Origin of the sequence: Mumia zhuanghuii, from assembly GCF_042681565.1 — a bacterium.
Taxonomy (GTDB): domain Bacteria; phylum Actinomycetota; class Actinomycetes; order Propionibacteriales; family Nocardioidaceae; genus Mumia.
This window is the reverse complement of sequence record NZ_JBHUFT010000008.1, coordinates 1,288,142-1,304,974: the sequence shown is the minus strand read 5'-3', so window position 1 is coordinate 1,304,974 and position 16,833 is coordinate 1,288,142. Positions and strand designations below refer to the sequence as shown.

At 71.0% G+C, this 16,833-nt stretch carries 16 protein-coding genes and 1 riboswitch; of the genes, 5 read left to right on the top strand and 11 right to left on the bottom strand.

Annotated features, from left to right (window positions below):
* Positions 1-19: 19 nt before the first annotated feature.
* Positions 20-817 (top strand): MerR family transcriptional regulator, encoded by a 798-nt coding sequence (locus ACFSDF_RS14675; RefSeq protein ID WP_167004671.1) that lies wholly within the window; start codon positions 20-22, stop codon positions 815-817.
* 142 nt (positions 818-959) lie between these two features.
* On the opposite strand, the gene ACFSDF_RS14670 is transcribed toward ACFSDF_RS14675, so the two are convergent.
* The 8 genes from ACFSDF_RS14670 to ACFSDF_RS14635 form a co-directional block, all read right to left on the bottom strand.
* Entirely contained in the window at positions 960-1,985 is a 1,026-nt protein-coding gene (locus ACFSDF_RS14670; RefSeq protein ID WP_167004674.1) for a DUF3048 domain-containing protein, read from the bottom strand.
* Between the two features lie 73 nt (positions 1,986-2,058).
* On the bottom strand, positions 2,059-2,649 hold the full coding sequence (locus tag ACFSDF_RS14665) for a C40 family peptidase (RefSeq protein ID WP_208322395.1): 591 nt from the start codon (positions 2,647-2,649) through the stop codon (positions 2,059-2,061).
* Between the two features lie 6 nt (positions 2,650-2,655).
* Positions 2,656-2,811: riboswitch (cyclic di-AMP (ydaO/yuaA leader) on the bottom strand.
* A gap of 327 nt (positions 2,812-3,138) precedes the next feature.
* Entirely contained in the window at positions 3,139-4,278 is a 1,140-nt protein-coding gene (locus tag ACFSDF_RS14660) for a cysteine desulfurase family protein (protein ID WP_377158007.1), read from the bottom strand.
* 1 nt (position 4,279) lies between these two features.
* The gene (gene nadC / locus ACFSDF_RS14655; RefSeq protein ID WP_167004680.1) at positions 4,280-5,134 is read right to left on the bottom strand and encodes a carboxylating nicotinate-nucleotide diphosphorylase; all 855 of its coding nucleotides are present in this window, start codon (positions 5,132-5,134) and stop codon (positions 4,280-4,282) included.
* Positions 5,128-6,690 (bottom strand): L-aspartate oxidase, encoded by a 1,563-nt coding sequence (gene nadB, locus ACFSDF_RS14650; protein WP_167004683.1) that lies wholly within the window; start codon positions 6,688-6,690, stop codon positions 5,128-5,130. Before nadB ends, nadC begins: the two co-directional genes overlap by 7 nt.
* On the bottom strand, positions 6,687-7,955 hold the full coding sequence (gene nadA, locus ACFSDF_RS14645; protein ID WP_167004686.1) for a quinolinate synthase NadA: 1,269 nt from the start codon (positions 7,953-7,955) through the stop codon (positions 6,687-6,689). The genes nadB and nadA overlap by 4 nt, the downstream gene beginning before the upstream one ends.
* 25 nt (positions 7,956-7,980) lie before the next feature.
* Positions 7,981-8,670, bottom strand: a complete 690-nt coding sequence (locus tag ACFSDF_RS14640; protein ID WP_243843000.1) for an NUDIX hydrolase — start codon at positions 8,668-8,670, stop codon at positions 7,981-7,983.
* A gap of 127 nt (positions 8,671-8,797) precedes the next feature.
* Positions 8,798-10,369: a GGDEF domain-containing protein gene (locus ACFSDF_RS14635; protein WP_167004689.1), complete on the bottom strand. Its 1,572-nt coding sequence runs from the start codon at positions 10,367-10,369 to the stop codon at positions 8,798-8,800.
* A gap of 132 nt (positions 10,370-10,501) precedes the next feature.
* On the opposite strand from ACFSDF_RS14635, the gene ACFSDF_RS14630 reads away from it, so the two are divergent.
* Entirely contained in the window at positions 10,502-11,677 is a 1,176-nt protein-coding gene (locus ACFSDF_RS14630; protein ID WP_377158004.1) for a glycoside hydrolase family 3 N-terminal domain-containing protein, read from the top strand.
* Positions 11,678-11,680: 3 nt separating this feature from the next.
* Here ACFSDF_RS14630 and poxB read toward each other — a convergent pair whose 3' ends face one another.
* Positions 11,681-13,414 carry a ubiquinone-dependent pyruvate dehydrogenase gene (gene poxB, locus ACFSDF_RS14625; protein ID WP_167004692.1) on the bottom strand — a complete coding sequence of 578 codons (1,734 nt, stop codon included), beginning with the start codon at positions 13,412-13,414 and terminating at the stop codon, positions 11,681-11,683.
* A gap of 124 nt (positions 13,415-13,538) precedes the next feature.
* Between poxB and ACFSDF_RS14620 the strand changes: the two genes are divergently transcribed.
* Entirely contained in the window at positions 13,539-13,865 is a 327-nt protein-coding gene (locus ACFSDF_RS14620; protein ID WP_167004695.1) for a TraR/DksA family transcriptional regulator, read from the top strand.
* Positions 13,866-13,887: 22 nt separating this feature from the next.
* Here ACFSDF_RS14620 and ACFSDF_RS14615 read toward each other — a convergent pair whose 3' ends face one another.
* Entirely contained in the window at positions 13,888-14,148 is a 261-nt protein-coding gene (locus ACFSDF_RS14615; RefSeq protein ID WP_167004697.1) for a hypothetical protein, read from the bottom strand.
* 131 nt (positions 14,149-14,279) lie between these two features.
* Between ACFSDF_RS14615 and ACFSDF_RS14610 the strand changes: the two genes are divergently transcribed.
* Both ACFSDF_RS14610 and ACFSDF_RS14605 read left to right on the top strand, forming a co-directional pair.
* Entirely contained in the window at positions 14,280-14,582 is a 303-nt protein-coding gene (locus tag ACFSDF_RS14610; RefSeq protein ID WP_167004700.1) for a hypothetical protein, read from the top strand.
* Between the two features lie 71 nt (positions 14,583-14,653).
* On the top strand, positions 14,654-16,225 hold the full coding sequence (locus tag ACFSDF_RS14605; RefSeq protein ID WP_167004703.1) for a carboxypeptidase-like regulatory domain-containing protein: 1,572 nt from the start codon (positions 14,654-14,656) through the stop codon (positions 16,223-16,225).
* Here the strand turns inward: ACFSDF_RS14605 and ACFSDF_RS14600 are convergent.
* Positions 16,215-16,833: class I SAM-dependent methyltransferase (locus ACFSDF_RS14600; RefSeq protein ID WP_377158001.1), on the bottom strand; the 619-nt coding region annotated here is incomplete at its 5' end. The two genes, ACFSDF_RS14605 and ACFSDF_RS14600, sit on opposite strands and share 11 nt — an antisense overlap.

The window sequence follows — 16,833 nt, the reverse complement described above, 5'->3', positions numbered from 1 at the left end:
CGGGCGTCCAGGCCGTAGGATGACGGAACCGTTGACCCACTGCCCCGAGGACGAGATGGCCGACACCGAACACGAGGGCGAGCTCACCGTCGACGAGCTCGCTGCGCGCGTGGGGATGACCGTACGCAACGTCCGCGCCTATGCGAGCCGTGGACTCCTCGACCCTCCGCGACTGGAGGGACGGACGGGCTACTACCAGCGGTCGCACGTCAACCAGCTCAAGCTGGTCCGCACGCTCCTCGATCGCGGCTACACCCTGCAGGCCGTCGAGAAGGCGCTGCAGGACAAGCCGTCCGCGACCGCCGACTACGCGCTCGACCTGATCGGCGTCCTCGACTCCCCTCTCGCCCGCGAGCAGGAGCCGGAGATGATGTCGCGCAGCAGCCTGATCGCGCTCACCGGCGTCCCCCGCGGCACCGACCTCGTCGAGCGGATGGTCGACGCCGGGCTGGTCGCGGTCGTCGACGACGACACCCTCGAGGTCTATCGCCCCGACGTGGTCCGCGCCGGGGTGTCGGCGATCGCCATGGGCCTGTCGCCCGAGACCGTGCTCGAGCTGCTCCCCGCGCTCTCGTCGCCGCTGCGCACGGTGGCCGACGACCTCGTCGCCCGCGTCCGCCACGACATCTGGCAGCCGTTCGCGCAGCGCGGGATGCCCGAAGAGGAGTGGAACTCGGTCGTCACGTCGATCGCCAACCTCCTGCCCGTCGCGGCGCAGGCCGTGGTCGCGGTCTTCCGTGACGAGCTCGGTCACGCGATCGATGAGGCGCTCGGCGAGGAGCTCGCGGCGCTGGCGGAGCAGAAGCCCGCGAGCTGAGCCCCGCAGGCCTCGCTGCGAAGAGACGACGGCCCCACCCGACGCTGGAGGGAGGGACCGTCAGGTGGGGCCGACCTCTGGGGTCGATGCTAGGTCGCGAGGCGGGTCACAGCCCACCCTTGTGGCGTGTGATGTCGCTCGCTCAGCCGCGGACGGAGATGCCACCCGCACCCTGGGGCACGAGCTCGACGAACACCTTGCCGGGCTCGAGCACGACCGGCTTGCCGCCCGCGACCAGCCGGACCGGCGCGCCGGCGTTCTTCTTGCTCCAGCGGGCCTCGAGCATGGTGCCGCCGTGGAGAACGACGGCCTTGCCTTTGCCGGTGAACACCGTCTCGGGGACGGGGTTGCCAGCCGGGTCGCGGTAGCCCGCGTCGGCCTGGCGCGTGAACAGCACGAGCACCGTGTCCGGGGAGAAGTCCTTGCCCTTCTGGGCGTGCCCGTTGACGCGCGTGTAGCGACCATCCGCGTACTTCCAGCGGGTCGCCGAACCCCGCGAGAAGCGGACGTCGAACGAGGTCGCCTTCTTCTTCGCAGCAGTCGGTGTCGCGCCGAACGGGAGGTAGGGGGCGGGGATCGCCGCCTTGCTGGACGCGTGCTGGTCGGCGTAGGCGTCGAGGTCGAGCAGCCGGTCGTACGGGGCACTCTTGGCGGAGTCTCGCGTGAGTGTGAGGTTGCCGGTGTCCTCGCTGTGGAAGTCGACGCCGGCGGCCTTGATCTTGCGGACGGCGACACCGGCGCCGCCGGAGGCGATGAGATGCCCACCGGTCGGCTTCACGAGCGCGATGTCGGTCGTACGGGTCGACCGTACGTGCCCGACCTTGTCCGGAGTCTGGGAGTAGAAGAATGCCGCGAGACGGGTCAGCCCACCCTCGACGAGCTCCTCGACGACCATGTCGGCCTCGGACAGCCCGTACTGCGGAGCACCGGCGGCCGTGTTCTCGATCTTGACGAGGAACGCGGGGTGGTCGGGCAGTCCCTTGGGCGCCGCCTTCCCGGTGAACGGGTTGGCACGGATCAGCGTCGCGGCATCACGGCTCGCGTCAGGCGTGTCGGGCGTCGGCTCCGGCTCGGGATCAGGCGAGCTCGAGCACGCAGCGACGAGGGCGAGCGCAGCGAGGGCAGCGGTAGCGCGCGCGGTCGCGCGGAGGTAGTTGCTCACGGGCATGCTCTCCATGGTGGAGCAGGGCCGGTGCCAGGTGTGGCACCGGCCCTGCCGTGTCGGTCTCGAGGGTCGTACGTCAGGCGCGCAGACGGACCGTGCCGGCGGACCAGCCCTTGGTCCAGATCCGCTCGACCTTCACGCGGCTCCCGGAGTAGGGCGCGTGGAGGATGCGGCCCTTGCCCCAGTAGATGCCCACGTGGTACTTGCGGGATCCGCCGAAGAAGACGAGATCGCCCTTGCGGATGTTCTTCTTCTTGATCTTGCGCACGTGGCGGTACTGCGAGTTCGCGGTACGGGGCAGCTTCACGCCGGCCCTGCGGAACGAGTACGACGTGAGACCCGAGCAGTCGAAAGCGCCCGGGCCACTGGCGCCGTAGCGGTACGGGTCGCCCTTCTGGCGGGCAGCGACGCGCGAGGCCTTGCTGATGCGGGCAGCACGGCGCTTCTTGGCGGCGACGCGCTTGGCCTTCTTGCGGGCCTGCTTGGCCTGCTTGGCGGTCGGGGTCTTGGCTGCGGTGGTCTTGGCGGCCGCCATCTTGGTCGACGAGGTCGACGCCTTGGCGGTGGCGGCCTGCGACTCGCCGGCGGTCGAGACCACCATGACGAACGCAGCGAGCAGTGCGATGGGCAGCGCGACGAGGCGATGCATCCGGGGGTTCGCGAACATGAGTGCGTGGTTTCCCTTCCACGCCTGCGAAGTGAGCTGTCGGATTAGGGCCGAAGGATGGCCCTGCCCTTGCGGGCTTCACCCCGAGCACGCATGACCGCGGACGGTCTTCGTGCAGAGTTGGTTCCTCCGCTCCTGCCCCTGGGTGGGGGTCGATGATGGGGGCGTGTGCAGGTGGGGCAGGACTCGGCGTTTCCCACACACGATGTTCAGTTGTCGAGCCTCCGGGTCGCGTTCTCGGCTGGCTCATGTGAAGTTGTCCAGGCCCGTAGTCGAGCCGCGGGTCACCATAGACACGATTCGAGCCGAGTCTCAAACCCCCCCCAAGCCATCACAAGACGTACATGGGCACCTGTCCAGGTACGGACCCCCTGAGATCACAGGGATCGAACGGGGTCGTCGTGAAGCCGCTCACATTGATCTCGGTTATGCATCGAGACGGTAACAGAATGGTTACGGCCGCAACGGCAGACTTGCCGGAACGGTCAGTTATCCGGCCAGTGCACGCAGCGTTGACACTGCGTTGATGACGGCTGCTGCGACACCGTCGAAATCAGCTCCCGACACTGCAGCGAACCGCACCGCCGTCTGGGCGACCTCCGGCTCCAGTCCGAGCGCAAGCAGCACCGCTGACGGCTCGTCCGAGCCGGCCGCACAGGCAGATCCGCTCGAGCAGACGATGCCGTGGTCGTGCTCGAGGACGAGGAGCACCGCCTCCCCTGAGGTGCCGGGGAAGCAGAAGGACGCGTGGCCGGGGAGGCGGTGCTCGGCGTGTCCCGTGAGGAGTGCGCCGGGCGCGCCCTCGAGCACCTCGCGGACGAACGCGTCCCGCCCCGCGGCCAGGTCGGCACGCTCCTCGTCGCACCCTGGCCCCGTCGCCAGCCGCACAGCGGTCGCGAGACCGACCGCCGCCGCGACATCCTCCGTACCCGACCGGCGACCGCGCTCCTGCCCTCCGCCGTGCACGAGAGGCTCCAGCGCGACCCCTCGGCGTACCCAGAGCGCCCCGCTCCCCTTAGGCGCACCGAGCTTGTGGCCGCTCAACGACAGCGCGTCCACGCCGAGATCGGCCGGATGGACCGCGACGGCCCCCATCGCCTGGACGGCGTCGGTGTGCATCAGCGCGCCGGCCCGGTGGGCGATCGCGGCGAGCTCGGCGACCGGCTGGAGGCTCCCGATCTCGTTGTTGGCGAGCATCACCGAGACGAGCGCGGTGTCCTCGTCGATGACATGCGCAGCCTCCGCGAGGTCCACCACGCCGTCGCCATCGACGCCGAGACGGTGGACGTTGAAGCCGTGGAAGCGTGCCAGGTAGTCGCACGCCTCCAGGACCGCAGGGTGCTCGACGACCGAGGTGACGATCGCGCGACCGCGAGGCCGTGCCAGCGCCAGGCCCTTGACCGCGAGGTTGTCGGCCTCCGTACCGCCGGCGGTGAAGACGACCTCGGTCGGTCGGCCGCCGAGGGCGGTCGCGACCTGTGCGCGCGCCGCGGTCAGCGCACGGGCCGCGGCGTCGCCGAGCCCGTGGCGGCTGGACGGGTTGCCGAACTCTCCCGTGAGGTAGGGCCACATGGCCTCCAGCACCTCACGGCGTACGGGTGTCGTCGCCGCCGCGTCGAGGTAGCGCACCTCAGCTCGCCACCTCGACGTCCAGCCCGAGGTCGAGGGCGCGGACGGAGTGCGTGAGTGCGCCGACGGAGATGAGGTCCACACCGGTCAGGGCGACCTCCCTGATGCCCGGCAGGGTGATCCCGCCGCTGGCCTCGACGAGCGCACGCCCGGCGATCGTCGCCACCCCCGTCCGCAGGTCCTCGAGCGAGAAGTTGTCGAGCATGATCGTGTCGACCCCTGCGGCGAGGACCGCGTCGATCTGGTCCAGCCGGTCCACCTCGACCTCGAGATGGACGGTGTGCGGGAGCCGTTCGCGCGCGACCCGCAGCGCCGCCGTGATCTGCTCGGGGTCGTCGCCGAGCACGGCGAGATGGTTGTCCTTGGCCATCACGGCGTCCGACAGCGAGAAGCGGTGGTTGTGCCCGCCGCCGCACGCGACCGCGTACCGCTCGAAGGCACGCAGGCCGGGCGTCGTCTTGCGGGTGTCGACGATGCGGACGCCCGTGCCGGCGACGGCGTCGACGTACGCGCGGGTCTGGGTCGCGATGCCTGACATCCGTTGGGCGAAGTTGAGGGCGACTCGCTCGGCGCGCAGGACGGCGCGGGCGCGGCCCTCGACCGTCGCGACGACCGTACCGGGCTCGAGGAGATCGCCGTCGCGGAGGACGAGGTGCACCGTCGTCGCAGGGTCGACCTGACGGAAGGCCGACTCAGCGACCCGTGCGCCGGCAAGGACACCGCCCTCACGGGCGACAAGGACGGCCGACGCCCGCGCGTCTGCAGGGACGAGCGTCTCGCCCGTGAGGTCGCCCCACGGAGCGTCCTCCTCGAGCGCGGCGGCCACGGTCTTCTCGACGTGAGCCTCGGTCAGCACGGGTGTCCTCCCTTGCGCACCCACGACAGGTGCCGGTCGAAGGCGTGGTCACGCTCGGGATGGTCGGTACGGAAGTGGGCGCCACGCGACTCCTCACGGGCGAGCGCAGCCATCACGACGACTCTCGCGACCTCGAGGAGGTTCGCGTCCTCGTACGCCGCGGTGGTGCCGTCGACCACAGCTCTCCAGCCGGCGAGGGTGTCGGCCGCCGCGGCGAGAGTCTGACCGTCACGGACCAGGCCGGCCGCGGCCCACATCGTCGCCTGGAGCCGCGCACGGTCCACAGGTGTCGCCGCAAGAGCCGGAGGAAGGTCCTCGTACGGGCTCGGCTCCCCGTCCCAGGGCGCGGGCGCCTGGACGCCGAGCGCGGCAACGCACCGGCGAGCCATCACCGCCCCCTCGAGCAACGAGTTGGAGGCGAGCCGGTTCGCGCCGTGCAGACCGGTGCAGGCCACCTCGCCGACGGCGTACAGTCCGGGGACGGTGGTCCGGCCGTCGAGGTCGGTCCGGACGCCCCCCATGAAGTAGTGCGCAGCGGGAGTGACGGGGATCGGATCCTCGTCCCAGCGCAGGCCATGCGCACGGCACCGGGCGTCCAGCCCCGGGAACCGGCGCGCGAGGAAGTCGGCCCCCAGCGAGGTGGCGTCGAGCCGGACGGGCTCTCCACCCTGCTCACGCATCACGCGGGCGATCTCGCGGGCGACGACGTCACGAGGGGCGAGCTCAGCGTCGGGGTGGGCCTCGCGCATGAACCGGTGCCCCCGCGCGTCTCGGAGGACGGCCCCCTCCCCGCGTACGGCCTCCGAGATCAGGCCGCCGCCCGGGACCGCCAGGCGCGTCGGGTGGAACTGGTACATCTCGAGGTCGCCCACGACCGCGCCAGCGCGCATCGCAACGGCGAGGCCGTCCGCGGTGGCCACCGCGGGGTTCGTGGTGTGGGCATAGAGCTGGCCCGCTCCCCCGGTCGCGAGCACGACCGCGTCGGCGACGAGCGTATGCGGCGGACCGCTGGGGTCGCCGACGATCGCGACCCCGGCGACGACTCCGTCGTTCACGACGAGATCGGTGACGAACGTGTGCTCGCGCACCTCGACGTCGCTGGCGTGCAGCCTGGCGACGAGCGCGCGGACGAGCTCGGCCCCCGTGGCATCGCCCGCGGCGTGCAGGATGCGTGGCGCCGAGTGCGCTGCCTCCAGCCCGAGCGCGAACCGCCCGTCGTCGCGATCGAAGCGGGTGCCCCACCGGACGAGGTCGGCAACGGCGTCGGGGCCGCCCCCGCACACGGCCTCTGCGACGGCGCGGTCGACGAGGCCTGCGCCCGCCGACAGGGTGTCGGCGACGTGGGCGGCGACGGAGTCCTCGACACCAGGACGTGAAGCCGGGTCGAGGACGACGGCGACACCCCCCTGGGCGTACTGGGTCGTCGACTCCGTGAGCGCTCCCTTGGTCACGAGGACCACGTCGTGGCACGCGCTCGCCTCGATCGCTGCGGTCAGGCCCGCGATGCCCCCGCCGACCACGACGACGCGGAGCCGCCGTCCGGCCGCCGCACTCATGCGCGCTCCGGCGGACGGGCGGCCAGCATCCGCTCCAGCGCGACCCGCGCGCCGGCGGCGACGTCCGCGCCGACCGTGATGCGGTTCTCGACCCGTCCCTCGACCAGACCTTCAAGGACCCAGGCGAGGTAGCCGGGGTGGATCCGGTACATCGTCGAGCACGGGCAGACGACCGGGTCGAGGCAGAAGATCGTGTGCTCGGGGTGCTCGGCGGCGAGGCGGTTGACGAGGTTGATCTCGGTGCCGATCGCGAACGTCGTCCCCGCGGGCGCGGCCTCGACGGCCTTGCGGATGTAGTCGGTCGAGCCTGCCTCGTCGGCGGCGTCGACGACCGGCATCGGGCACTCGGGGTGGACGATGACGCGGACGTCCGGGTGCTCCGCGCGCGCCCTCTCGATCTGTGCGACCGTGAAGCGCTTGTGGACCGAGCAGAAGCCGTGCCACAGCAGCACCTTGGCCTCGAGGAGGCTCTGCTCGTCGTTGCCGCCGAGGGGCTTGTGGGGGTTCCACATCGGCATCGCGTCGAGGCCGACCCCCATCGCCTTGGCGGTGTTGCGGCCGAGGTGCTGGTCGGGGAAGAACAGCACGCGGTGCGCGCGCTCGAACGCCCAGGTCAGGACCGTCTCGGCGTTGGAGGACGTGCAGACGATGCCGCCGTGGTCGCCGCAGAAGCCCTTGAGCGCGGCGGACGAGTTCATGTAGGTCACCGGGATCACAGGGACCTTGCCGTCAGCGTCGGGCTCGGTGCCGTACAAGGCCTCGAGCTCGGCCCAGCACTGCTCCACCGTGTCGATGTCGGCCATGTCTGCCATGGAGCAGCCAGCTGCCAGGTTGGGCAGGATCACGGCCTGCTCGGGGCGGGAGAGGATGTCGGCCGTCTCGGCCATGAAGTGCACGCCGCAGAAGACGATCGCCTCGGCATCGGGGCGGGTGAGGGCGGCGTTGGCGAGCTGGAACGAGTCACCGAGGAAGTCGGCGTGCGTGACGACCTCGTCGCGCTGGTAGAAGTGGCCGAGGATCACGACGCGGTCGCCGAGCGTCGCCTTCGCCGCACGGATCCGCGCGTCGAGCTCGCTCGCCGACATCTGCGTGTATGCGGCGGGCAGGCCGCCCTGCCGTGGCGCGTCGGCGGGGATCGCGTCGGCCATCGACGCCCCGGGCCCGTACGATGGCGGCGCGAGGTCGAACGTCCACGGGCCGTCGGCCAGGTCGGGCGCGCAGGTGGCGCCAGGGGCGCTGCGGACGACAGTGTCGACAGAGGTCATGGTGGTGCCTTCCTGGAGGAGCCTGTCAGAGGCCCGTGAGAGGTCCGTTGTCCGCGAGGTCGTTGGCCTCGCGGTGGCGATAGAGCTTCGGGGGACGGTGGCGGCCACCGACGAGGTACTCCCCTGTCGGCTCGACGTCGCCGCTGGCCTCGACCTGCCGGCGGAAGTTCGCCGGGTCGAGGGTGCGCTGGAGGACGACCTCGTACACCTGGCGCAGCTGGGCCAGCGTGAACGTCTCGCCGAGGAACGCCTGCGCGATCCGGGCGTACTCCATCTTGGTCCGCAGGCGCCACAGGGCGTACGAGACGATCGTGCTGTGGTCGAAGGCCAGCTCGGGAGGGCTGTCGGCGGGGTGCCAGGCGACGTTCTCATCCTCGATGCCGCGCTCGGCCTCCTCGGGCCGGACGAGCGCCCAGTAGACGACCGAGATCACGCGTGGCCCCGCGGCGGACCGGGCCGAGCGCTCGACCCGGCCGAACGTGTAGAGCTGCTCGAGGTACGTCGGGCTCAGGGCGGTGGTCTCGACAAGGGTCCGGCGTGCAGTGTCGGCGAGGTCCTCGTCAGGCCGTACGGGGCCGCCTGGAAGGGCCCATCGTCCGGCGTACGGCTCACGGACGCGGCGTACGAGCGGCATCCACAGCGACGTGCAGTCCTTGGCGCTGTCGTGGCGCAGCGCGAAGATCACCGTCGAGACCGCGACGTCGATGCCTTCCACGTCTCCCCCTCGCCACGCCGACGGCGCCGCCTCTGCAGTAAGTGTCACCTTGACCTGAACACATAATAGTCACAAGCACCCTTACTCGCGACAGTGGGGCCCACCGAAGAATGAACGCGGCGAGGGATCAGGCGACGGCGCCGGCGCGGCGGCGCTTGTCCTCGTACATCCGCGCATCGGCGACCGCGAAGAGCGCGTCGGACGACAGCCCCTCGCTCGACGAGGCGACGCCCATGCTCAGGCCGATGCCGCTCTGCTCGACCGACGTCGGCAGGATCGCGACCGTGGCGGCGAGCTGCAGGCGGTCCATGACGAGCTGCGCCTCGACCGGGTCGGAGGAGGCGAGCACGATCGCGAACTCGTCACCGCCGATGCGAGCAGCCCGGTCACCGCTCCGGATGTTGGCGCGCACCAGGTCGGCGACCGCACGCAGCGCCCCGTCACCGACCGCGTGCCCGTGAGTGTCGTTGAGCTTCTTGAGGCGGTCGACGTCGACGAGGACGAGGCTGACGTCATCGCCGGAGGCGCCCGCGTCCGTGATCCACTCGTCGAACGCGCGCCGGTTGCCGAGCCCGGTGAGCGCGTCCTCGCGCGCCGCCTGTACCGCAGCCTCGTGAGCCCGAGCACGCTCGTAGCCCGCGATCGCCGCCCGCATCATCTCCAGGTCGCTGTGGTGCTGCTGGCGCCACGCCCACGCGATGCTGCGGCCGTAGCCGAGCCCAGCGCCGGCCGACGGGTATCCCATGGCGTCCGCGACCCGCAACGTCGCCCAGCGGACGTAGCGCTGCACGTTGAGGTCCTCGACACCATCGAGGCGGATCAGTGCGCGCCGTGCCTCGCGCTGGGCGTCAGCGATCTCGCCGACCTCGACGTACGCCACCGCCAGCAGCGCGGTCGCCTCCATCTCGAAGCCCGCGTACGAGGTCTCGCCCAGGTTGCTCCGGCACACGTGGAGCTCACCGATCCAGCGTGCCGGGTCGGACGGCCACGCAGCAGCCGCGCGAAGATACCGAGCCAGCGGGAACACCGAGCCCTCGACGTGCTCGGAGTCGGCGAGCGCCAGCGACCGCTCGGCCCACCTGACCACCTCGGCCCGCCTCCGCTCGACCTCCTCGTCGAGGTCGGGCTCCATGAGCATGTCGAGCTCCTTGGACCAGTGATAGTTCACCGTGGCGAGGTTGCGTGCATCGATCGCCCGGGAGCCGGCGAGATCGAGCACCCGCGCCTCGATTGCCATCGCGGCCTCGTAGTGCGGCACGGCCAGCTCGAAGAGGCCGAACTTCTCGTAGCCCTGCCCGACCTGCGTGTGCGCCCAGGCGCGCAGGCCGTCCGAGTACGAGCTGCGGAGCTCGTACTCGGCACGCACGAGATCGGCAACGGCGTCGGCGGGACGGTTGTCGTGAAGGACGGCCAGCGCACGGGTCGCGCACCCGATCGCGACCCATCCCGGCTCCCCCACGGCCAGACCCACGGCCTGGCAGGCGGCGGCGGCACGCGCGGCCTGGCCGTTCGCGCCCTGCTGGATCGCGGCGAGCGCGAGGACGTACTCGGTGAGGGCCCGCAGCTCTGACGGCTCGCGGCCAAGATCGCGGAGCAGGTTCTTCATCGCACCGACGGCAGAGGCACTCTCACCGGCGCGGATCCCCGCCAGGGCAGTCGTGAGGCGGGCGGCGTGGGCGGGCGGGATCGACGCGTCCATCCTCACTCCTTCCCGAGCACTCCATGGCAGTATGGCCGCTTCGGTCCGAATTGGTCCGAGGTTTACATGGAACTGCACACGAAGGTTCGCCTCGAGCGTGATTGTACGCTCGCGCCCACTACTCTGGACCCGATGATCCGATCCCCCCTTGCCCGCCGGATCGCCGTGAGTGCGTCGATGGTCGTCGTTCTCGCTGGATGCGCCGGGGTCCCCCGATCCCCCGCCGGCACGGCCGAGCCGACGGGCGGTTCGACAGCTCCGCGCCCGTCGGCGTCAGCGTCGACGCCATCCACCATGTCCCTGCCGGTCCTGGTCGGACAGGTGTTCATGACGGCGACCGAGCCTGACGCGGCCCAGCCCGAGACCGTCGAGGCCCTCACCCGCCACCACGTCGGCAACGTGATGTTGCGCGGCCGCGGCACCGACGGCGTGAAGGCGACCGCCGACGTGGTCCGTACGCTGCGCCGCGCGGCCGACGACCACACCGGTGGGCTCCCGCTCCTGGTCGCGACCGACCAGGAGGGCGGGCTCGTCCAGGTGCTGCGCGGTCGCGGTTTCACCGAGATCCCCCGCACCACGACACAGGGGAGCTGGTCGCCCGCGACCCTGCAGAAGCAGGCAACGGCGTGGGGCCGTGAGCTGCGCGCCGCAGGGGTCGACCTCAACCTGGCGCCGGTCCTCGACACCGTCCCCAGTCCGACGTTCGCCGAGCGCAACGCGCCCATCGGCTACTTCGACCGCCAGTTCGGTTTCACACCCGCCGACGTCACCCGCCAGGGCCTCGCGTTCCTCGACGGCATGGAGGCGGCCGGGGTCATCGGGACCGTCAAGCACTTCCCTGGGCTCGGGCGCGTGACGGCCAACACCGACACGGCAAGCGGCGTCCGCGACACGGAGACGACGGCGACCGACGCCTACCTCGAGCCGTTCCGCGCCGCGATCGCCGCCGATGCGAAGGTCGTCATGATGTCGACGGCGTACTACGACAAGATCGACCCGCACGAGTCCGCCGCGTTCTCACGCCCCATGATCACCGGGCTCCTGCGCGAACGACTCGGGTTCGAGGGGGTCGTGATCTCCGACGACCTGTCCGCAGCACGGCAGGTCTCCGACCGTCCCCCAGCCCGCCGGGCGGTCGACTTCCTGCGCGCGGGCGGCGACCTGGTCCTCGCCATCGACCCCGCGCACATGGCGGAGATGACGTCGGCGGTGGTCGCCGAGGCCGAGAAGGACCCCGCGTTCCGTACGCGTGTCGAGCAAGCGGCCGCGAGGGTGGTCTCTCTCAAGCGGGAGCACGCGGCCGGCTGACCGTCAACGGTCCCGCAGTCTCCGGAAGACGTTCGTCTTGGCCAGCTCGAAGATCTCGTCGCCCCGTCCGTTGAGCACGGTCCGCAGCGCGTACAGCGTGAATCCCTTCGCCTGCGCCGCGGTCACCGCCGGCGGGATCGAGAGCTCCTGGCGCTCGACGATGGCCTCGACGAGCGCGGGCCCTGGCACCGCCAGCGCTTCCGAGATCGCGTGCGGGAGCCGTTCGGGCTGTTCGACACGCTCACCGTGCATCCCCATCGCGCGCGCGACGGCGGCGAAGCTCGGGTTGACCAGGTTCGTGCCGAAGTTGACGATCCCCGCCGCCTTCATCTCCAGCTCGACGAACGCCAGCGACGCGTTGTTGAAGACGACCATCTTCACCGGGAGCCGTTGCTGCACGAGCGTGATCATGTCCCCCAGCAGCATGGACAGGCCGCCGTCGCCGCACAGCGCCACGACCTGCCGGTCCGGGTAGGCGACCTGAGCGCCGATCGCATGCCCGAGCGCGTTCGCCATCGTCCCGTGGGTGAAGGACCCGACGACAGACCGACGCCCGTTCATCTCGACGTAGCGGGCCGTCCAGATCACCGGCGTCCCCACGTCGCACGTGAAGACCGCGTCGCCGCTGGCCAGGTCGGACACGCTCTTGGCGACGAACTGCGGGTGCAGGGGCCCGTCCTTGCCGGGCGCCGCCAGCTCATCGAGCTCGCGGCGAGTCTTGGCGTAGTGGCCGACCATCTTCTGCAGGTGGGCGTCGTCCGACCGCGGGTTCAGCAGCGGGGTGAGCGCCCTCAGGGTCTCGCGTACATCGCCGACCAGCCCGAGGTCGAGAGTGGTGCGACGCCCCAGCTGCTCCCCGCGCACGTCGACCTGGATGACGGTCGCGTGCTCGGGATAGAACTGCGGGTACGGGAAGTCAGAGCCGAGCACGAGCAGCACGTCGCACGCCTCCATGGCGCGGTAGCCCGACGAGAACCCGAGCAGCCCGGTCATCCCCACGTCGTACGGGTTGTCGTACGCGACGTACTCCTTGCCGCGCATCGCGTGCACGATCGGTGCCTTGAGCGCCTCGGCGATGCCGACCAGCTCGTCGTGCGCGCCCGCGCAGCCCGCGCCGGCGAGGATCGTCACCCGCTCGGCGCCGTCGAGGATCGCCGAGGCCCTCAGAAGATCGGTGTTGGCGGGGACGACGAGCGCACGCGGCGCCTCGATCGTCTTCGGGGGGCGCCGCCCCGCGGCCTCGGCCTGCATGACGTCGCCGGGGACGACGACCACTGCGACACCGCGTTCGGAGATCGCCGACCGCATCGCGATCTCGAGGATCCGGGGAAGCTGCTCGGGCACCCCTGCCATCTCGCAGTAGACCGAGCACTCGCGGAACAGCTCCTGCGGGTGCGTCTCCTGGAAGTAGCCGCTGCCGATCTCGACGCTCGGGATGTGCGACGCGATCGCGACGACCGGGACTCGGCTGCGCTGCGCGTCGTACAGGCCGTTGATGAGGTGCAGGTTGCCCGGTCCGCAGCTCGCGGCGACCACCGCGACCTCGCCAGTCAGGTGCGCATCGGCCGCCGCGGCGAAGCCGGCAACCTCCTCGTGACGGACGTGGATCCAGTCGAGCGTGCCGTCCCTGCGCAGCGCGTCCGTGAAGGCGTTGAGGGAATCGCCGGGGAGGCCGAACACCCGGCGTACGCCCGCGGCCTTCAGCGTCTCGATCATCACGTCCGCTGTGCTCGGCATCGCTCGCTCCCCCGGTCGGCCGGTCTGCTCCTCGGCCATCGTGACCCGGCAGGCGCGACTTCGCCGGTCGAGACTTCGCCGGTCGAGACGGAATGCCCGCGCGTGACCTGACGCTGAACTCGACGTGGACACCGCACCGATCTCCGCGCGCCTCGCCAGGGTCGACGACCAGCTGGCGGCGCTGCGGCGCGACCACGCGGCGATCCTCGCGGCGTCGGAGGCGTCCAACGCCGATGACGAGCACGATCCTGAGGGCGCGACGATCGCGTGGGAGCGCGAGCAGGTCGCCGCGCTGATTGCACGGCTCGAGGAGGACCGGGCTCAGCTCACTGCCGCGGCCGAGCGGGCGCGCGACGGGACGTACGGCCGCTGCGAACGGTGCGGGAGGGAGATCCCTGCCGAGCGCCTGGCCGTACGGCCCGCCGCACGCACCTGCGTCGGGTGCGGCTGACGACAGGCCGTACGACGTGCCGTCAGCGACTCTTGTTGGCGGCGATCCGACTGCCGAGGAACCCGGCGTACGCCAGGAGCCCCACCGTCGCGATCTTGCGAGTACGACGCGAGAGCAACCCGAGGCCGATCGCGACCTCCGTCGCTCCGTTGCGCTTGATCCAGGTGCCGGTGTCCTTGGGGAACGCCGCCGCCGAGATCGGCTCGAACGTCTTCGGTGAGACGAAGTGGGCCGCTCCGGTGGCAGCGATCGCGGTCCCGGTGAGCGCGGCAAGCTTGGCCATGTGTGTCCTCCGATGTGTCGTGGCTCACCGTGACCGTACCGAGGGTGCATCGCGCGGACAAGGCTGGGCCCCAGCCCCTCCTCGCTCTACGCTGGGTCCCGGACCGATCGCGTGACCGAGGAGAGCCAGCCATGGGGATGTTCCGGAGCAAGGGCGGACCGGAAGAGGCTAAGAGCATCACCTCCGGCCAGCCGTACGAGCCCGACCTCAAGGCGGTCACCGAGGTCGTGACGTCGACCTCGTTCGGGGTCACCTGGCAGATCGACCCCTCCGCGCCGCGCCCCGTCGCGCCCGACGCGGCCGCCGATCCAGAGCCCGAGGACGAGGCACCGCAGAGGGAGGACCTGGCGGACGGACTGCGCGAGTGGCTCCGCGAGCGCACCCAGCGCGAGTCCGAGGGCCCGTCCCAGGGCGAGGCGACGCCGCAGGACTGAACCCGTACGCGGTCTACCATGGTCGCGCGTTCGGGGCACCCCGGTCCCGGCGACGTCCTCGGGAGCCCTCCATGCTGTCCTCTTCCCCTGCCCGCTGGCGCCTGCGCGCGCTCGTCGTGGCGCTCGTGGCCGCGCTCGGGCTCTCGATGCTCGTCGCCGCCCCCGCCCAGGCCGCCGCCGGCACGGTCAGCGGCAAAGTCCTCGCCCAGTCGCCCGGAGGTACGGCGTCCGGCGCCTTCGGTGTCGGAGTGGGCCTCTACCCGGCCACGGGTGGCGGTGGCGCGGTCGCCTCGACTGCCACCGGAGCCGGCGGTTCGTACACGATCCCCGGTGTCCCCGACGGTCGTTACACGGTCCGCACGTGGAGCCCTCCCGCCGGCTACGCCGCCGAGTACTACGGCAACGCCTGGTCGGTCTACGACGCCACGGTGATCGAGGTGAAGAACGGTGCCGCTCTCGTCCTCGGCGACATCGTCCTCGAGAAGGCGGGCTTCATCCGGGGCACCGTCAAGGACGAGTTCGGCATGCCTGTCGCCGGCGCGTCAGTCAGCTTCCGCGAGTCGGAGATGTCGGGCGGCTACGGCGTGACGACGGATGCCAGCGGCGCGTACGAGAGCCAGTCCGGCGACGATTCGAAGGACCTTGTCCCCGGCGACTACTGGGTGAGCGTCTCCGTCTACGACGACTCCAACAACGGCTGGCCGTACTACTACGTCGATCAGCGCGTCGTGGTGTCCCCTGGTACGACCACCACGTTCGACGTCACGCTCCAGGAGCGTCCCACCGTCGACTTCACGGTGCTGGGCCCCGACGGCAAGCCGCTGGTCGACGCGCCGCTCCTCATCCATGTCTTCTCCAACGGGGCTTGGGGTCCCATCCAGTCCGGTCCGCACATGACCGACGACGAAGGCCACTACCGCTTTACCGACAGCGCCGAGGCATACAAGGTCTACTTCGGGGTTCCCGCCGGCTACACCGGCGCCGCCGTCGGCCAGTGGTGGAAGGACGCGGCGAGCGTCGCCGGCGCGACCCCGATCACGTTCCCGACCCGCCAGACGCATCTGAGCCACACCGTGCAGCTCGCCGCACCGAGCACGCCTCCCACACCCATCGCGGCAGCGACCCCGCGCATCACAGGCTCCGCACGCACCGGTCAGGTGCTCCGCGCCGTCCCCGGCGCGTGGGCACCGGCGGGCGTGAGCCTGCGCTACCAGTGGCGGGCCGACGGCATGGCGATCGCAGGCGCGACCGCGTCCACCTTCCGCGTCGGCAACGCGCACGCCGGCAAGCGCTTCACGGTGACCGTCACCGGTTCGAAGTCGGGCCTCGCCTCCGTCGCACGGACCTCGGCCCCGACCGCCCGCGCCATCGGAACGCTCACTGCGACGACGCCGAGGATCTCGGGCAAGGCCAAGAAGGGCAAGAAGCTCACGATCAAGGCCGGTGCCTGGGGTCCGGGCAGGGTCCGGCTGTCGTACCAGTGGTTCCGCAACGGCAAGAAGATCACCAAGGCCAGGAAGGCGTCGTACACGCTGACCAAGCGCGACGTCGGCAAGCGCCTCACCGTCAAGGTCACCGGGACACGCACCTCGTACGCGACCGTGGTCAAGACCAGCAAGAAGACCGCGAAGGTCAAGAAGTAGCGGAGCCGCGCAGAGTCCGTCTGGCGACCAGATCGCCTTGCCGCCGTACGCCAGGGTCCTGGCGGGCCGAGGCCCGCTCGATCACGAACCCGTGCGGCGCGAGCAGGCCCCCGAGTGCGTCGGCGGACCAGTAGTACGCCGTCGTCACCGCGTGGTCGAACGCGGCGCGAGCCTCGCCCTCGAAGAACCCGAGCAGCAGGGATCCTCCGGGGGCGAGGACGCGGGCGAACTCACGCACGATCGCCGGAACGTCGGCCGGTGGGGTGTGGATGATCGAGTACCAGGACAGAATGCCGCCGACCGATCCGGTCGCGAGAGGCAGCGCGGCGAGATCGGCCCGCGAGAGGTCGAGGAACGCGGACCGCCCTCGTGCCGCGTCCAGGAAGCGAGCCGACGCGTCGACTCCAACAACGTCCCGGCTCCCACCGCGCGAGAGCATCTCGGTCCAGTGCCCGGGGCCGCAGCCGGCGTCGAGGATCCGTCCGTCGACGCCTGCCTGCCAGCGTTCGATCGTGTCCCGAACCTGCTGCGCTGCCTGATCGACCGACCCGAACAGCGCGACGTACTCGTCCGCTCGCGCGTCGTACGCGCCTCCAATGTCCGCCATG

Bases quoted from the DNA above. Each gene is read 5' to 3' on its own strand.
- ACFSDF_RS14675 (WP_167004671.1), top strand. From the start codon at position 20: ATGACGGAACCGTTGACCCACTGCCCCGAGGACGAGATGGCCGACACC.
- ACFSDF_RS14670 (WP_167004674.1), bottom strand. From the start codon at position 1,985: ATGCCCGTGAGCAACTACCTCCGCGCGACCGCGCGCGCTACCGCTGCC.
- ACFSDF_RS14665 (WP_208322395.1), bottom strand. From the start codon at position 2,649: ATGTTCGCGAACCCCCGGATGCATCGCCTCGTCGCGCTGCCCATCGCA.
- nadB (WP_167004683.1), bottom strand. From the start codon at position 6,690: ATGAGTGCGGCGGCCGGACGGCGGCTCCGCGTCGTCGTGGTCGGCGGG.
- nadA (WP_167004686.1), bottom strand. From the start codon at position 7,955: ATGACCTCTGTCGACACTGTCGTCCGCAGCGCCCCTGGCGCCACCTGC.
- ACFSDF_RS14635 (WP_167004689.1), bottom strand. From the start codon at position 10,369: ATGGACGCGTCGATCCCGCCCGCCCACGCCGCCCGCCTCACGACTGCC.
- ACFSDF_RS14630 (WP_377158004.1), top strand. From the start codon at position 10,502: ATGATCCGATCCCCCCTTGCCCGCCGGATCGCCGTGAGTGCGTCGATG.
- poxB (WP_167004692.1), bottom strand. From the start codon at position 13,414: ATGCCGAGCACAGCGGACGTGATGATCGAGACGCTGAAGGCCGCGGGC.
- ACFSDF_RS14615 (WP_167004697.1), bottom strand. From the start codon at position 14,148: ATGGCCAAGCTTGCCGCGCTCACCGGGACCGCGATCGCTGCCACCGGA.
- ACFSDF_RS14610 (WP_167004700.1), top strand. From the start codon at position 14,280: ATGGGGATGTTCCGGAGCAAGGGCGGACCGGAAGAGGCTAAGAGCATC.
- ACFSDF_RS14605 (WP_167004703.1), top strand. From the start codon at position 14,654: ATGCTGTCCTCTTCCCCTGCCCGCTGGCGCCTGCGCGCGCTCGTCGTG.